The sequence below is a fragment of the Streptomyces sp. NPDC087901 genome, assembly GCF_044742205.1.
In the GTDB taxonomy this organism is placed as follows: domain Bacteria; phylum Actinomycetota; class Actinomycetes; order Streptomycetales; family Streptomycetaceae; genus Streptomyces.
Genome location: NZ_JBIUUC010000005.1, coordinates 677312 through 692228 on the forward strand (window position 1 = coordinate 677312; position 14917 = coordinate 692228).

At 71.2% G+C, this 14917-nt stretch carries 17 protein-coding genes and 1 pseudogene; 8 read left to right on the top strand and 10 right to left on the bottom strand.

From position 1 onward, the window contains the following. Window positions 1-44 precede the first annotated feature (44 nt). A complete protein-coding gene (locus ACIOEW_RS20135) occupies window positions 45-359 on the top strand; it encodes a DUF6332 family protein (RefSeq protein ID WP_401964944.1) in 315 nt (104 codons plus the stop codon). Here ACIOEW_RS20135 and ACIOEW_RS20140 read toward each other — a convergent pair. The 3 genes from ACIOEW_RS20140 to ACIOEW_RS20150 all read right to left on the bottom strand — a co-directional run bounded on the left by ACIOEW_RS20140 (window position 320) and on the right by ACIOEW_RS20150 (window position 3332). Further along, the gene (locus tag ACIOEW_RS20140) at window positions 320-985 is read right to left on the bottom strand and encodes a response regulator transcription factor (protein WP_362555540.1); all 666 of its coding nucleotides are present in this window, start codon (window positions 983-985) and stop codon (window positions 320-322) included. The genes ACIOEW_RS20135 and ACIOEW_RS20140 overlap by 40 nt on opposite strands. Then, a complete protein-coding gene (locus tag ACIOEW_RS20145) occupies window positions 982-2331 on the bottom strand; it encodes a sensor histidine kinase (RefSeq protein ID WP_401964945.1) in 1350 nt (449 codons plus the stop codon). The genes ACIOEW_RS20140 and ACIOEW_RS20145 overlap by 4 nt, the downstream gene beginning before the upstream one ends. A 209-nt stretch (window positions 2332-2540) precedes the next feature. Next, a complete protein-coding gene (locus tag ACIOEW_RS20150) occupies window positions 2541-3332 on the bottom strand; it encodes a TetR/AcrR family transcriptional regulator (RefSeq protein WP_401964947.1) in 792 nt (263 codons plus the stop codon). Between the two features lie 128 nt (window positions 3333-3460). On the opposite strand from ACIOEW_RS20150, the gene ACIOEW_RS20155 reads away from it, so the two are divergent. Beyond that, complete coding sequence (locus ACIOEW_RS20155; RefSeq protein ID WP_401964948.1) at window positions 3461-3913, top strand: nitroreductase family deazaflavin-dependent oxidoreductase; 453 nt, start codon at window positions 3461-3463, stop codon at window positions 3911-3913. Window positions 3914-4042: 129 nt separating this feature from the next. On the opposite strand, the gene ACIOEW_RS20160 is transcribed toward ACIOEW_RS20155, so the two are convergent. Further along, complete coding sequence (locus ACIOEW_RS20160) at window positions 4043-5257, bottom strand: geranylgeranyl reductase family protein (RefSeq protein WP_351001266.1); 1215 nt, start codon at window positions 5255-5257, stop codon at window positions 4043-4045. Between the two features lie 184 nt (window positions 5258-5441). Between ACIOEW_RS20160 and ACIOEW_RS20165 the strand changes: the two genes are divergently transcribed. Both ACIOEW_RS20165 and ACIOEW_RS20170 read left to right on the top strand, forming a co-directional pair. Then, window positions 5442-6806, top strand: a complete 1365-nt coding sequence (locus tag ACIOEW_RS20165) for a dipeptidase (protein WP_401964949.1) — start codon at window positions 5442-5444, stop codon at window positions 6804-6806. Window positions 6807-6980: 174 nt separating this feature from the next. Then, entirely contained in the window at window positions 6981-7691 is a 711-nt protein-coding gene (locus tag ACIOEW_RS20170; RefSeq protein WP_362556144.1) for an MBL fold metallo-hydrolase, read from the top strand. Here the strand turns inward: ACIOEW_RS20170 and ACIOEW_RS20175 are convergent. Continuing rightward, window positions 7650-8741 carry an NUDIX domain-containing protein gene (locus ACIOEW_RS20175; RefSeq protein ID WP_401964950.1) on the bottom strand — a complete coding sequence of 364 codons (1092 nt, stop codon included), beginning with the start codon at window positions 8739-8741 and terminating at the stop codon, window positions 7650-7652. The genes ACIOEW_RS20170 and ACIOEW_RS20175 overlap by 42 nt on opposite strands. Window positions 8742-8959: 218 nt before the next feature. Here ACIOEW_RS20175 and ACIOEW_RS20180 point away from each other — a divergent pair, with 218 nt between their 5' ends. Next, a complete protein-coding gene (locus ACIOEW_RS20180) occupies window positions 8960-9136 on the top strand; it encodes a hypothetical protein (protein ID WP_187284892.1) in 177 nt (58 codons plus the stop codon). A 165-nt stretch (window positions 9137-9301) separates the two neighbouring features. Here the strand turns inward: ACIOEW_RS20180 and ACIOEW_RS20185 are convergent, their stop codons facing one another. Beyond that, complete coding sequence (locus tag ACIOEW_RS20185) at window positions 9302-9748, bottom strand: hypothetical protein (protein ID WP_401964952.1); 447 nt, start codon at window positions 9746-9748, stop codon at window positions 9302-9304. A gap of 9 nt (window positions 9749-9757) precedes the next feature. Next, window positions 9758-10024 carry a hypothetical protein gene (locus tag ACIOEW_RS20190; RefSeq protein WP_362556150.1) on the bottom strand — a complete coding sequence of 89 codons (267 nt, stop codon included), beginning with the start codon at window positions 10022-10024 and terminating at the stop codon, window positions 9758-9760. A gap of 203 nt (window positions 10025-10227) precedes the next feature. Between ACIOEW_RS20190 and ACIOEW_RS20195 the strand changes: the two genes are divergently transcribed. Beyond that, the gene (locus ACIOEW_RS20195; RefSeq protein WP_401964953.1) at window positions 10228-11340 is read left to right on the top strand and encodes a hypothetical protein; all 1113 of its coding nucleotides are present in this window, start codon (window positions 10228-10230) and stop codon (window positions 11338-11340) included. A gap of 135 nt (window positions 11341-11475) precedes the next feature. Further along, entirely contained in the window at window positions 11476-11790 is a 315-nt protein-coding gene (locus ACIOEW_RS20200; RefSeq protein ID WP_362556154.1) for a glycosyltransferase, read from the top strand. 170 nt (window positions 11791-11960) lie between these two features. Here ACIOEW_RS20200 and ACIOEW_RS20205 read toward each other — a convergent pair whose 3' ends face one another. The 3 genes from ACIOEW_RS20205 to ACIOEW_RS20215 form a co-directional block, all read right to left on the bottom strand. Continuing rightward, the gene (locus tag ACIOEW_RS20205) at window positions 11961-12476 is read right to left on the bottom strand and encodes an HIT family protein (protein ID WP_401964954.1); all 516 of its coding nucleotides are present in this window, start codon (window positions 12474-12476) and stop codon (window positions 11961-11963) included. A gap of 524 nt (window positions 12477-13000) precedes the next feature. Continuing rightward, window positions 13001-13252, bottom strand: coding sequence for a nitroreductase/quinone reductase family protein (locus ACIOEW_RS20210; RefSeq protein WP_401964955.1), 252 nt, complete (start codon window positions 13250-13252; stop codon window positions 13001-13003). Window positions 13253-13461: 209 nt separating this feature from the next. Further along, window positions 13462-14517, bottom strand: a complete 1056-nt coding sequence (locus ACIOEW_RS20215) for a cellulose binding domain-containing protein (RefSeq protein ID WP_401964956.1) — start codon at window positions 14515-14517, stop codon at window positions 13462-13464. Between the two features lie 225 nt (window positions 14518-14742). On the opposite strand from ACIOEW_RS20215, the pseudogene ACIOEW_RS20220 reads away from it, so the two are divergent. Continuing rightward, window positions 14743-14917, top strand: a pseudogene (locus ACIOEW_RS20220) (transposase); the annotation flags it as partial.

The window sequence follows — 14917 nt, forward strand, 5'->3', positions numbered from 1 at the left end:
GGACGGGCTTGTCCGCCCGCCACCGTGCCTGTGACACTTCGGACATGGGACACAGAAGCCAGGCGGACCGTGACGCCATGACCGTCGAGATCGGCTTCGCCGTGCTGACCGGAGCCCTGCTGGCGGCGGTCGCGTTCGTCGCGGTCTGCGCCCCTGCCCTCCTGCCGGCGTCGGGCGACGGTGTGGGCCACGGGCTGCTCGTTGCGGCGGCCGCCGTGGCGGTGCTGGTCTTCGTCGGCCGCGTCGTGGACGTGCTGTGGCGGTTCCGCCGGCGCGACACCGAGCGCGAGGTCGGCAGGCGCGGCCCCGTACTGCCGGATCAGCCCAGCCAGCCCGGCCGCACCAGCCCCGACTCATAGGCCAGCACGACCAGTTGAGACCGGTCGCGGGCGCCGAGCTTCACCATGGTCCGGCTGACGTGGGTCTTGGCGGTGAGCGGGCTGACGACGAGGCGGCGGGCGATCTCGTCGTTGGACAGGCCGATGCCGACCAGCGCCATCACCTCCCTCTCCCGGTCGGTCAGTTCCTTCAGCGTGGTCACTGCGGCGGGCTCCTTGGACCGGGCGGCGAACTCGGCGATCAGGCGGCGTGTGACGCCCGGCGACAGCAGCGCGTCACCGCCGACCACCGCCCGGACGGCCCGCAGCAGCTCCTCCGGCTCGGTGTCCTTGACCAGGAAGCCGGAAGCTCCGGAGCGGATCGCCTCGAAGACGTACTCGTCGAGCTCGAAGGTGGTGAGCATGACGACCTTCACGTCGTCGAGCGCGGGGTCCCGGGTGATCGTGCGGGTCGCGGCGAGTCCGTCGAGGCGCGGCATGCGGATGTCCATCAGTACGGCGTCCGGCCGCAGTTCACGCACCAGGCGGACGGCCTCCTCGCCGTCGGCGGCCTCGCCCGCCACCTCGATGTCCGGCTGGGCGTCCAGCAGGGCCCGGAATCCCGCCCGGACCAGCAGCTGGTCATCGGCGAGCAGTACGCGAATCACGGAGTCTCCTTCTGGTGCGCCGGCCGGCCCGAACCGTCGGCCGGCAGCGGAAGTTCGGCTCGTACCCGGAAGCCGCCGCCGGGCCTGGTCCCCGCCTCGATCGTGCCACCCAGGGCCGCCGCCCTCTCCCGCATCCCGGCCAGCCCGTTGCCGCTGCCGCCGGCGTCCGTGCCGGTGGCAGGACCCTCGTCGTCGATATGGAGCGTGATGCGGTCCGGCCCGTATCCGACCCGGACCTCCGCGGTACGCGAACCGGAGTGCCGCACCACATTGGTCAGCGCCTCCTGGATGATCCGGAACGCGGCCAGGTCGGCGCCGGGCGGTACGGCTCCGCGTACGCCGTCCGTACCGACGGTGACGGTCAGTCCGGTGCTCGCGGCCTGATCGACCAGCTCGGGAAGCCGGTCGAGTCCGGGGGCCGGCGCCCTGGGCGCGTCACCCGGCGCACGGAGGGTATCCAGGACCTGTCGCACCTCGCCGAGCGCCTCCTTGCTGGCGGCCTTGATGGTGGTGAGCGCCGTACGGGCCTGCTCGGGATCGGTGTCGAGCAGGGCCAGTCCGACACCCGCCTGGACGTTGATGACGGAGATGCTGTGCGCGAGGACGTCATGGAGCTCACGGGCCATCCGCAACCTCTCCTCGTCGGCCCGCCGCTTCTCCGCGCGTTCCCGCTCGGCCCGCTGTGCGGCCCACTGCTCACGGCGTACGCGGACGAACTCGGCGGCCGCGACGATGGCCACCACCCAGGCGGCGACGCCCACTTCCTGCCCCCAGGGCGCCGCGGCGTCGCCGTCGGGAGGCAGCCACCGGTAGAGCCAGTGCCCCACCAGGAGGTGGCCCACCCACACCATGGCGACCGCCGCCCACGCGGCCCGCCGGTGTCCGGCGACGACGGCACTGAAACAGCCCACGGCGACGGCCAGGAAGACCGGTCCGTACGGGTAACCGGCGCCGAGATAGAGCGTCGCCGCGGCCGAGGCCCCGAAGACGGCCGCGACAGGGTGGCGGTGGCGGAACAGCAGTACCGCCACGGCGGCGATCAGCAGCAGCCGGGCAAAGAGGTCGAGCGGGGCCCTCTCATCCAGCTGGCCGTGCGCTGCGACGGTCGAGCCGACCATGACGACGACGCCGAGCAGGATCGTGGACGCCCAGGGCAGCCGGCCGGCGGAACGGCCCTGCGTGCCCGTCAGCCAGCGCGGTGGCTCGCCGTTGTTCCAGAAGCCCCACGGGCCCTGCGGGCCGGCCGTCCGGCCATCCGGCCCGCCGCGCATCCAGGGCGGTCGACGCGACGTTCCGCCCTGATTCCCGGGGGGACCGCCGCCGGTCCGTACGCGCTGCTCTTCCATGGCGGCCACGCTAGACCGCGCACCCGCGCCCGGGCGTCCGCCGGGCGTGGTGATCACCCGTACTCCCCTGGGAGTACGGCGAACGGGGCCGTCGGCCTCCTCGGCGGCCCCGAACCCAGGGTCTTTCGTCTGGATCGTGCCGGGCTCGCGGAGTCCGGCACGATCCAGACGAAAGCCCCTCAGCGGCGCTCGCCGCAGCCGAAAGCCCCTCAGCGGCGCTCGCCGAGCAGGCCGACCGTACGGGCGAGCTCCGTCACGGCCTGCCGGAAGAAGACCTCGCGGGCCTCCACCACGCGGTTGAACTGGCCGAAGATCTCGAACGACAGCAGTCCGAAGAGCTGGGACCACGCGGCGACGAGCGGCACTGCCGCCGCCGGCGGAAGCCCCGGGGCGATGTCCGCGGCAAGCCGTTCGGCCTCGGGGCGCAGCTCTTCGGAGAGCGGCGGCAGTGCGAGCCCCTCCGCGCGGTACGCGTCTTCGACGACGGCGATAAGGACGAGGCCGACCCGGGAGGCGGGACCGACGGTGTCCTGAGGCGCGGTGTAGCCGGGCACGGGCGATCCGTAGATGAGCGCGTACTCATGGGGGTGCGCCAGGGCCCAGTCCCGTACGGCGCACGCGACCGCGACCCAGCGGGTCAGATGGACGGCGGTCCGGGCGGGGGCTTTCGCAGCGGCGGTCCGGGCGGGGGCGGGAGTCCTCGCAGCGGCGGTCCGGGCGGGGGCGGGAGCCTCTGTCGCCGCTTTCATCGCTGTCCGGTGGGCGCGCTCGGCGGCCTCGCCGACGGAGTCGTACGCATCGATGATCAAGGCGGTGAGCAGCTCGTCACGGCTGGGGAAGTAGCGGTAGAGCGCCGAGGACACCATGCCGAGCTCGCGTGCCACGGCGCGCAGCGAGAGTTTCGCCGCGCCTTCGGCCGCGAGATGTTTCCTCGCCTCGTCCTTGATGGCGGCGGTGACCTCGATGCGGGCCCGTTCCCTGGCTCCCCGGATAGCGCTCATAGTCGTCAGTCTGCCACGAAATGGGAGCACCGACCAATAACGAGAGCAGTGCTCTTGCTTTTGAGCGCTGGTCCCGTGCACACTGATCTCAAGCGAGAGCACCGCTCTCTCAAACTGTAGGGGTCCCCATGTCGCAGCCGTACTACCTTCAGGGCAGCCCGTTCGCCATCCGGATGAACGGCGTCATCGGCTGGCTGGCGCGGCACGGGGTCAGCCTGCTCGGCTCGCAGGAGCTATCGGTGCGGGGCCGCAAGAGCGGGCAGCTGCAGCGCATCCCCGTGAACCTCCACACCTACGAAGGCGTGCAGTACCTCGTCTCCGCACGGGGACACTCCCAGTGGGTGCGCAACATGCGGGCAGCCGGCGGCGGTGAGCTGCGGGTGGGCCGCAGGACCCGCGCCTTCACGGCCGTGGAGATCGCGGACGACGAGCACAAGGTGATCGTCGTCCGCGCCTATCTGGAGCGCTGGGGCTGGGAGGTCAATCAGTACTTCAAAGGCATCACGGCCAAGTCCACGGACGCCGAACTGCTGGCGGCCTGCCCCGACCACCCCGTTTTCCGGATCACCGTCAAGAGCTGACCCGGGGCCGGATCACCCTCGGGAGCCGACCCGGGGGCCGGATCACCCTCGGGAGCCGACCCGGGGGCCGGATCGCCGTACCTTCCCGATCCGGCCGGACCTCTGATGTGCCGCTGGTCGCGGCAGTCCCTAACGGTCCATCGCCGACAGCGCCCGCTGCGCCAGCGGGTGCGACCGGACCAGTTCGGCCAGCGAGGTCGTGCCCCGGGTGATACCCGCGAACGCGTTCCATGCGGGACGGAAGCCCGTCAGCACCGCGTGCAGCATGCCCGGACGCCGCTCGAAGAGCTTCAGCATGCGCCGTCCCACACTCATCTCGACGCCGAGCCCGGCCTTGATGGCGAACGCGTAGTTGAGCGCCTGGCGGCGGGCGTCCACCGCGTCGTGCGACTCCGCCACCCGCACCGCCCACTCACCGGCGAGGCGCCCCGAACGCAGGGCGAACGAGATGCCCTCGCGGGTCCACGGCTCCAGCAGACCGGCCGCGTCCCCGCACACGAGCACCCGGCCGCGCGAGAGCGGCGAGTCGTCGCTGCGGCAGCGCGTCAGATGACCGGAGGAGATCTTGGGCTCGAAGCCGGCCAGGCCGAGCCGTGCGATGAAGTCCTCCAGATACCGCTTGGTGCCGCCGCCGTCACCGCGAGCCGAGATCACCCCGACCGTCAGGGTGTCCCCCTTGGGGAAGACCCAGCCGTAACTCCCCGGCATGGGGCCCCAGTCGATCAGGACCCGGCCCGCCCAGTCCTCCGCGACCGTCTCCGGCACGGGGATCTCGGCCTCCAGACCGAGATCCACCTGGTCGAGCTTCACCCCGACATGCGCTCCTATCCGCCCGGCGCTGCCGTCCGCGCCCACGACCGCACGGGCCAGGACGGTCTCGCCGCCGGACAGCACGACCGCGACCGTGCGCCGGTCGGGCACGGCGGCACCGTGCTGCTCGACCCGGGAGACCGTCGCCCCGGTACGGAGTTCGGCACCCGCCTTCTGCGCCTCCTCGACCAGGCCCGCGTCGAACTCCGGGCGGTTGATGAGGCCGAAGAGCATGCGCCTGGAGCGGCGGGTGCGTGCCAGCCTGCCGTTCAGCGAGAACGTGACCGCGTGGATCCGGTCCCGCAGGGGCAGTTCGAAACCGGGCGGCAACGAATCGCGCGAATACCCGATGATGCCGCCGCCACACGTCTTGTAACGGGGCAGTTCCGCCTTCTCCAGAAGCAGTACCCGACGGCCGGCGACCGCCGCCGCGTATGCCGCGGAGGCTCCCGCCGGTCCGGCGCCGACTACGACGACGTCCCACACGGACGACTCTTCGTGCTCATGTCCGGCGTCTGCGTTCTCGCTGCTCACGATGTGCTTCTGCTCCCGATCCGACCAGTGGCCCAAGCTGCTTCCGGCATCCTACGGCGCGTTGCGGCCGGGACCTGCTGTGGGAGGATCGGCCGAGCCTCCGTCGTACCTGCAACGCCGCACTCCTGGCGTTCCTGTACCCGGAATACGTACACATAACGTCGCACCCACGAGGAGCGTGCCCATGACCGCCCATCCGATTTCCGAGACCGTCGCCTCACTGATGCCCCGCGCCAAGGCGGAGCTGACCGAGCTGGTGGCCTTCCAGTCGGTGGCGGATCCCGCGGTGTTCCCGAAGAGCGAGTGCGAGGCGGCCGCCGCGTGGGTCGCCGACGCGCTGCGCGCCGAGGGATTCCAGGATGTCGCCCTGCTCGACACCCCGGACGGCACCCAGTCCGTCTACGGCTTCCTGCCCGGCCCGGCCGGCGCACCCACCGTGCTGCTCTACGCGCACTACGACGTGCAGCCGCCGCTCGACGAGTCCGCCTGGCTCTCCCCTCCGTTCGAGCTGACGGAGCGTGACGGCCGCTGGTTCGGCCGGGGCTCGGCCGACTGCAAGGGCGGCTTCATCATGCACCTCCTCGCGCTGCGCGCCCTCAAGGCGAACGGCGGGGTCCCGGTCTCGGTCAAGGTGATCGCGGAGGGCTCGGAGGAGCAGGGCACCGGAGGCCTGGAGCAGTACGCGCAGGCGCACCCGGAGCTGCTCGCCGCGGACACCGTGGTGATCGGCGACACCGGAAACTTCCGGGTCGGTCTGCCGACCGTCACCTCGACGCTGCGCGGGATGACGATGCTGCGGGTGCAGCTCGACACGCTCGAAGGCAACCTGCACTCCGGCCAGTTCGGCGGCGCCGCGCCCGACGCCCTGGCCGCGATGATCCAGCTGCTCGCGTCGCTGCGCGCCGAGGACGGCACGACGACCGTCGACGGCCTCACGACGGACACGAAGTGGGACGGTCTGCAGTACCCGGAGGAGGAGTTCCGCAAGGACGCCAAGGTCCTCGACGGGGTCGGACTGATCAGCACGGGTACGGTCGCCGACCGGATCTGGGCGCGGCCCGCCGTCACCGTCATCGGGATCGACTGCCCCGCGGTCGTCGGCGCGACGCCCTCGGTGCAGGCGAGCGCACGGGCGCAGATCAGCCTGCGGGTGCCGCCGGGCGAGGACGCTGGCGAGGCGACGAAGCTGCTGACCGCCCACCTGCGGGCGCACGCCCCCTGGGGCGCGCGGGTCTCGGTCGAACAGGTCGGCCAGGGACAGCCGTTCCGCGCCGACATCACGAGCCCGGCGTACACCGCGATGGCGGACGCCATGCGGATCGCGTACCCGGGCCAGGAGATGCAGTCCTCGGGCATGGGCGGCTCGATCCCGCTCTGCAACGCGCTGTCCGAGCTGTACCCGGAGGCGGAGATCCTGCTCATCGGACTCAGCGAGCCCGAGGCGCAGATCCACGCGGTGAACGAGAGCGTGTCCCCCGAGGAGCTGGAGCGGCTCTCCGTCGCCGAGGCGCTGTTCCTGCAGAACTACGCCGCCTCCAAAAAGGCCTGAAGCACAACCGCGGCCGGAGCGGGCGGGCCCCGTTCCGGCTGGCTCCGGCCAGCTCCGGTCGGCTCCGGTCGGCTCCGGTCGGCTCCGGTCGGCTCCGGTCGCTACGCGCTGAGCGAAGCTCGCCCAGAGCGTAGATCCACGCGAAGGGCGCCTGCTCCTGCGTACGTTCGGGGCATGGATGTTGTCGAGGTGCTTCCCCAGCTGCACATGTTCCGGTTCCCGATCGGCCAGGCGTACCTCTGGCGCGACGGGGCGGAGCTGACCCTGATCGACGCGGGCGACCTGAACGCGGGGCCGGCCATCGAGGACGCGGTGCGCGAACTCGGTCACGACCCCGCCCGCATCGCCCGGATCGTGATCACCCACGGCCATCGCGACCACTACGGCGCGGCCCAGGAACTCGCCGACCGTCACGGCGCCGAGATCCTCGCGCACCGGCTCGACGCGCCGGTGATCCGCGGCGAGGAGGAGATCGGCGATCCCGTCCTGCTCGACTGGGAACGCCCGCTCCACGAGAACGGGCTGACCCTGCCCGCGGCTCCACCGACCCGGGTCGACACCGAACTGTCCGACGGCACGGTGCTGCCCTTCGGCGGTGGGGCACGGGTGGTCCACTCCCCCGGCCACACCCCGGGAGCCATCGGTGTCCATCTCCCCCGCCACGGGGTGCTGTTCACGGGTGACTGTGTCGCCGAGGCGGGGGGCGTGATGCTGGGCGTGATCAACATCGACCGCGAGCAGGCCGCGGCCTCCTTCCGGCGGCTGGCCGCACTGGAGGCGGCCACGGTCTGCTTCGGCCACGGCGATCCCCTCACCACCGACGCGGTCTCGGTCATGCACGCCTCAGCCGACCGGGACTCCGGCCTCCAGGTTGAGCACGGCTGAGCGCTCGCGGGCGCGCAGCGCCCAGCGCAGCCTTGCGTATCTGGTGGGCGGCAGCATGGTGGCGGCCTCCTCCTCGGTGACGAACCGCCAGCCGCGCAGTTCGGAACCGGGCAGCACCAGCGCTTCGGCGACCGCATCCGGCAGCGTCCCTCCGTCGAAGAGCAGCCGCAGCCCTCCGTATCCGGGCGGCTCGGGCGCCTCCCAGTCGATGACGAGGAGTCCGGGCACCCGTTCGAGGTGGATCCCTATTTCCTCGGCCACCTCCCTGATCCCGGCCTGCGCCGGTGCCTCACCCGCCTCCACCACCCCGCCGGGGAACTCCCAGCCGGGCTTGTACGTGGGGTCGACGAGCAGCACACGGTCGTGCTCGTCGAAGAGCAGCACGCCGGCCGCGACGGTTTCCGCCGTGGGGTCGGGTGTCTGGACGATCTCGCAGGCCGGGGCCGCCCCGGTGCGCACGGCCTCGGCGATGCGCTCGGCCGTCTCGCGGGGGGTGAGCGCGCTGTTGTCGATGGTGTGCGCGTCCCGGGTGATCCAGCCGAGTGCCGAACGGTAGGGCTCGATACGGTCGTACGCCCACTGCCCGGTCCCGTCGACCCTCCCGGTCCCGTCGACTGTCCCGGGGCCGTCGACCCTCCCGGGGCCGTCGACCGTCCCGGGGCCGTCGGGGAACTCGGCCCGGTGGGCGATCCGTTGACGCAGGATCGTTTCCTCTGGTGAGAGCAGTACATGGCGCACGGCGATGCGCCTGGAGGCGAGCCCTCCGAATATCTCGTCGCGATACTCCTGTCGCAGCAGTGTCATCGGCACCACCAGTACCCCGCCGACCTCGGCCAGCAGGGCTGCCGCGGTGTCGACCACGAGACGCCGCCAGATAGGCAGGTCCTGGAAGTCGGTCACCTCGGCGAACTTCTTCTGGGGCAGCAGGGATCCCAGCCCTGTGCCGGTCAGTTCCGGGTCGTAGAAGGTGCTGTTCGGGATCAGATCGATCAGTTCACGCGCGGCGCTGGTCTTGCCCGCGCCGAACGCACCGTTGATCCAGACGATCACGGTTCCCCCTCTTCCGTAGCCCCCTGTGGCTTGCCCGCAACACCCTGCCGCGAAAACACGACTGTGGCGATGACGTTGCAGGAACGCAACAGCGCAGGGCGGGCCGGCCGGCGTCTTGCGCTACGGGGACGGCGCCCGGCCCGGCGGCATCCGGCCGTAACGGCGACGGCGGAAACGTCGTTGGAGCGGACAGCAGAACGAACGACAGGGGGCGGTCCGTGCGTCGCACCGTACTTGAGCAGTTTCCCGCCGGGGGCCCGCGGGGCAGTTGGCCGGCGGAGGAGTTCGCCGCGGCCCGCCGCGGTGAGGGCGTCGCGGCGGAGGTCGTGATGGATCTGGAACAGGACGCGTTCCTGGTGGTCGTACCGCAGCAGTCTTCGGACCGGGGCCGCTGACGTCCGAGGGACGCACGGTGAAGGGGCCCGAGTCGCAGACCGTGCGGTGAACGGCCGAGGTCGCAGACCGCGTAGTGAAACGGTCGAGGTCGCAGACCGCACGGTGAAACGGCCGGCGACACAGACCGCACCGTGAAGCGGCCCGGGGCCGCAGGTTGCCGCAGGTCAGTACGGCCGGCCAGTGGGTCCCCGCTCCGGATCCTCGGCGGAGTCGGGCCGGCGGGCGGACACCGCGTCCGGCCGGCGGGCGGACACCGCGTCGAAAAGGGCCCAGCCGTCGACCCTCCGCAGCACGCCGTCGTCGGCGCACCAGCCGTGGCCGGCTATCGCCTCGTCGAGCAGCGCACGGACAGTGCCCGGCTCGTGCAGGTTGAGGTAGGCGCCCCCCGTTCCCACCGCGCCGGAGTGCAGCAGCCCGTCGGGCACCAGCCGGCCCGGCCCCGCCCGGAAGACGATCTCCAGTCGCCCCCGGCCGTCCGGCGGATAGACGGCGAGGGTCTCGCGGCAGTCATGGAGGCCGCCGTCGTTCCTCTCGTGGTGGTGGCCCACCGACCAGAGGAAGGTGGTGCCGTCGACGACGAGGCGGCGGGACGTCTTCTCGCTGCGGGCCATCCCAGGATGCTAGGGCGTGTCACCCCGCCAGTCCCACTTGTTCGGGTCCTCCGCCCGGGGTCCGTACTCAGCCCTGCCACCGGCCCCGTAGGCGCCGATCTCGGTGATCAGGGCGGAGCCGTCCGCGAGGGCGACCTTCGTCCAGCCGGTGACGTCCAGCAGCAGCCCGTCGAGCGGTCCGCCCACCAGCTCCCGGTAGACACGCCCAGGCCGGGGCCCCGGGTCGGGGTCGTCGTGATCGGCGCCGTACACCCGACGCCGCATGATCTCGTCCATACAGGCAGGATCGCACCCGCCACTGACAACTCCCCCTGTGGGTGAGCCCGTGTGACTCGATCGGAGGCACATCCGCTCGTCCTGGCCGCGGCTCCGCTGCTCCCGGGCCGGTCGCGGTCCGGTGAAAGGTCCGGCCTCGCCGTGTGAGCCCCGCACCCGGGTGACGCCTTGATCCTGCATCTCCGCACCGGTTCAATCAGCGGATGACCGAGAAAGATGCCGACGGGGGTCCGTGGGCCGCACTGTCCGAGGGCTCCCGGCCCTCCGAGCACACAGCCCAGGCATGGTTGCGCGGTCTGGGCTCCAACCGGGCCGCGCCTGCGGAGGTTCTGGTCGGCCTGTTCGACACGGGGAAGACCCCCTCCGTGTACTTCCTGTACCGCGACGACCTCCCGGCCGGTGTCCTGGACGCGGCCGCCGTCCACCCTGCACGGAACATCCGGATCTCGGCAGCCGAATCGGGGAGGCTCTCACCGGCGCAGTGGAGCCGGCTCCTCGCCGCCACTGCCGGTTCCGCACTCCGCGATGCTCTTGCGGAGCTGGCAGCGGAACAGGCGCCCGGAGCTCGCGTCGGTATCGAGCAGGCGCCGGACCCCGCGTCCCGGCCGCCTTCGAGTCCGGCGGAGATCGCGGCGATGGCGGCAGCTGTTCCCGACATCACCGCCGATGACCGCACGTACGCACTGTGGTGGGTCGCCGCCCTCCACTCCGACGCCGACGCGATGCGCCGGCTCGTCGTGTCGCCGAACCTTCGGATCCGCCGGAGCGTGGCCCGCGCCCCTCACCTTCCACCGGACGTCGTGGATGTCCTCGCCCACGACGAGGACCGGATCGTGCGCCTCTTCCTCACCGAGTCCTGCGAGGACGCCCCTGCGGACCTGCTCCTGGAGGTGTGGAGCTGGTGGCCCGGCAGCTTCTCCTTTCCCGGGCGCCCCCGCAACCACCCCAACTTCCCCCGGCACGGCCTGCTCCGCTTCGCCGAGGACCCGGACCCCCGCTTCCGCCTGCTGGCGCTCGACGATCCCGCGTCGTCCGCCGCCCTCGCCGAACGGTTCAGCCGTGATCCCGACGCCCAGGTACGCGGCAGCGCCGCCGGAGACCTCCGGCTGTCGCCCGAATCCGCTGTCGTGCTGACGGGTGATGACGACCCCGATGTCCGCCGGTCCGCCTGGCGCAGCCCCGTCCTGCCGCCGGACGTCCTGGTCTCCCTGCTGCTCGATGAGCAAAGCGCCGAGGACGCTGCCCGGAACACGGCGATTCCGACGGCAGTCATGCACCGCATGATCGCCCTGGCCACTGCGTGTCCCCCGCGCTGACGCGTCATGCGGCGCGCCGAATCGCCCCCGGTGTTCCCGCATCCCGGACTGTTGTGTCCCGTGAGCGCCGTCACCCCACCTGACCTGTCATCATGTGCCTGACACATCTCCGCCTCCCGAGGAGCGCCACCGATCATGCGCATGACCCGTCTCGCCACCGCCGCCCTGGCCACCGCGCTCAGCTTCGCCGGAGCACTCGTCACCGCCCCCGACGCCGGCGCCGCGGCCTTGGCCGGCTGCCAGTACAAGGTCGTGTGGCCGACCGCCGGGGTGTACGAGAACCCGAGCCCGAACAGCGTCGTCGTCAAGACCAAGTACGCCGGTGACATCGTTGGCGCGTCGACCTGCGAGGGCGCGTCCTACAACGAGTACGGCTACGTCCTGGTCACCACCGATGCGGCAGCGGACGGACGGGGCTGGATACGCGAAGGCGCGGTCGTCTCCATCTGAGAGACGCCTGCGGCTGACCCGGATCCTGACGCCCTGTGAGCGGCGAACGCCTGGCGGCCTTCCGCGACCGTCTCTTACATTGGAGCCCCTCGCATCCACGTGCCGAACGGTCCCGACCAGCCAGACCGTTCAGGATGTACGGCCAAGCGGAAACCGCCGGACGTCGCCGGTCATCCCGGTTTGAGCACGCCTCGGGCGATGACCGCCTCACACAGACGTGCGGCCATCGAGGCCGCCTGCTCCGGCGGCAGTGTCAGGACGCCGTTCTCCGTCATCAGCGCGTGGAACTGCTGCTCAGGGTAGGGAACACCGGGCGGCAGGGCGGCGATGTGCCAATGCAGATGTGCATTGCCCTGCTGGCTGCCGAGCGAGTACAGGTAGGTGCGCTCCGGTCCGCAGACCGCCTCGACAGCAAGGGCCATCTCCCGGACGAACAGCATGAGTCGACCGTAGGCCGCCTCGTCCAGGTCGCGCACGACGTGCTGGACGTGCGCCTTCGGCGCGACCAGGACCTTGCCCGGCACGGTGGGCCACCTGTCCAGGAACGCCACGTGATCGGCATCCTCGAAAACCGTCGCATGCGGGTAGTCCGGGTTCCCGGCCAGGAACGCACAGACGAAGCACGGGCCGCTCCGGGCCCGCTCCACGTACGCCTCAAGGTCCATCGGCTGCCGATCCGTTGACACCTGCGCACCTTTCGTAAGGGTGCACCAGTCTGCCTCAGCCCCACGACCGGACGGGCGCAAAAGGAGCGGCCGACAGCTCAAGAGCGGGATCTGCAACTGGAGTAGTGGGCGTGCGCTCATGGGCGGTGGTTCGGTCGTACGGGCCAGCACGTGCCGGCCCCGCGCGTGCGAGGTCGTGATCGCAGCCCCGAGGAATGTTCAGGTCCTGCGGATCAACCGGATATGTGCGTCGTTGATCCGTTCAGACTGGTAGTCCTCCTGTGCCTGTCCCGGAGGCCGCGGATGCGTGGCGTCGGCGAGCGGTGGCGGACGCGCGGCCCGACAAGAGGTCCGTCCCCCCACGCCGACGTCCTGGGACGCGAAGTCCGGGGCCGGGCAGGGCTGCTGAGCACGAGGCCTGCCGACCTCAGATGTGCTGAACCGGGTCCGGTCAGGCAGCTGCGAGGGTGCGTTCGAGAACCGCCACCGGGATGGTCCGGCGGCTCCGGGCCTCGTAGCGGTGGTACACGGAGCGAGAGTGGTCATCAGCGCCCAGCCGCTCCCTTTCCGGTCCTGGGCCGTGCGGGCGCGGGCAGTGAACCGCTCGGCCCTGATCTGCAGGCATACCTCCGGATTCGGTTCGCTGTCAGATTGAGGTAGCGCTGAGGGTGGGTGTGCGTGATGGCCGAGCCGGAGGCGACGAGGATGTAGCGGCCGTCGTCCTCGCCGAAGAAGAGGCCGGCCCGAAGGAGCCTGCGTGTCTTCCGGCCCGGATGGGTGAGGACGAGATTCGTCATCCCTCCTTCCCGGTAGCCGCTCGCGCCGTCGGTCTCGATCGAACGCGGCCGTGAAAGACGCGGAAGTGCCGCAGCCGGCCGCCAGGGTTGCCCGGGATGCGGGACATTCCCCTCACGTGCGCCGTACAGGAGCTGCACAGCCGGACGCCCTGCCGCCCAATCGGACGGCAGGGCATACGACCATCCGGCCTGCTACCGGGTGCAGGGCATCAGGACGCCGAACACGGGGCCGTCACCGAGGGCGTGCCCGCCGCACCCGACGTACTCGCGACGAAGCCGAACGTGGTGCTCGCCCCCGGCGTCAGCGTGCCGTTCCACCCGGCGTCGCGCACCGTCGTCCCGGTCAAGGCGCCGTTCCAGACCTGGGTGAGTCGGCTGCCCGCCGGGAGTGCGAGGGACACCGCCCAGGAAGAGATCGCCGCCGTGGACGAGGTGTTGGTGACCGTCACCTCACCCTGGTAGCCGCCCTGCCACGCCGACACCGCCCGGAAGGCTGCCGAGCAGCCACCGCTCCCGGGTTCGCCCGGCTCCCCGGGGTCCCTTGGGGAGAGCAGGGCCGACAGCGCCGGGTACCAACGGGCCGCCATCTTGGCGTCGCCGGAGGCGTTGGGGTGGACGCCGTCGTAGGTGTCGGTGGCCGTGTCGAAGCCCGTCCACTGGTCGACGACGGCTACCGGCGACTGCACGGTGGTGATGCCCTGGGCCCAGGCCGGAATGCGCTGGTTGAATGCGACCGTACGAGGGGCGCACTCGGCGCAGCTGCTCGGATTGATCGGGATGAGCTGGGCGACCAGCACCTTCATCGCCGGGTTGGCGGCCCGCATCTGGCCAACCAGCTTGGTGTACGCGGCAAGAATGGCGTCCGGCGCGATGCTGCTCCAGACGTCGTTGGTGCCGAAGTGCATGACAACGATGTCCGGCGCGGTCGCCGCCAGCCATCCGGGCAGCAGGTTCTGGTCGGCGGTGGCGGTGGCCAGGAAGCCGCCGTGGCCTTCGTTGTCGGCGTCGTGCGTGAGGGCGCAGCTCTGGGCGTTCAGTGTGCCGACGAAGTTGATGTCGGTGTAACCGGCGTTCTGCAGTTGGTCCCAGAGGAGGGAGCGCCAGCAGCCCGGGGAGCCGGTGATGGAGTCACCGAGAGGCATGATCCGTACCGGCGCCGTGGCGGCGGCCGCAGCGGGCGGGGCGCCGGCAAGGCCGAAACCGGCGACTAAGACGAACAGGGCGGCCAGGAAAGTGGCGAGGAGGGGGTGGCGTCTGCTGCACACGGGGTGTCCTTCCCGAAGAGGGGCGCAAGCGGGTGCATGGGAGCGCTCCCATACTGCATAGCGTTCATCAAGCCACGATTGGCGCTGACACGTCAATATCCCGGACGGGCCCGGGATGCCGGCGGCGGCAAAGGACTACGCCACGGGCCACGAGGCGACGGAGTCTGTTCGCCGAAAGGAGAGCCCCCACGCCGGGATGCCGGGCGGTCGTCCGACACACCACTGGGGCCCGTCCGGCGGATGCCGACCGGCGTGCAGTGGCGGGATCTGCCGGAGAGGTTCGGGCCGTGGGAGACGGTCTACAAGCGGCATCGTCGCTGGTCGGCTGATGGGACGTGGCAGATGCTGCTGTCTCGTATCCAGGCAGCCGAGGAGGCCGCGGGAGGGATTGACTGGGACG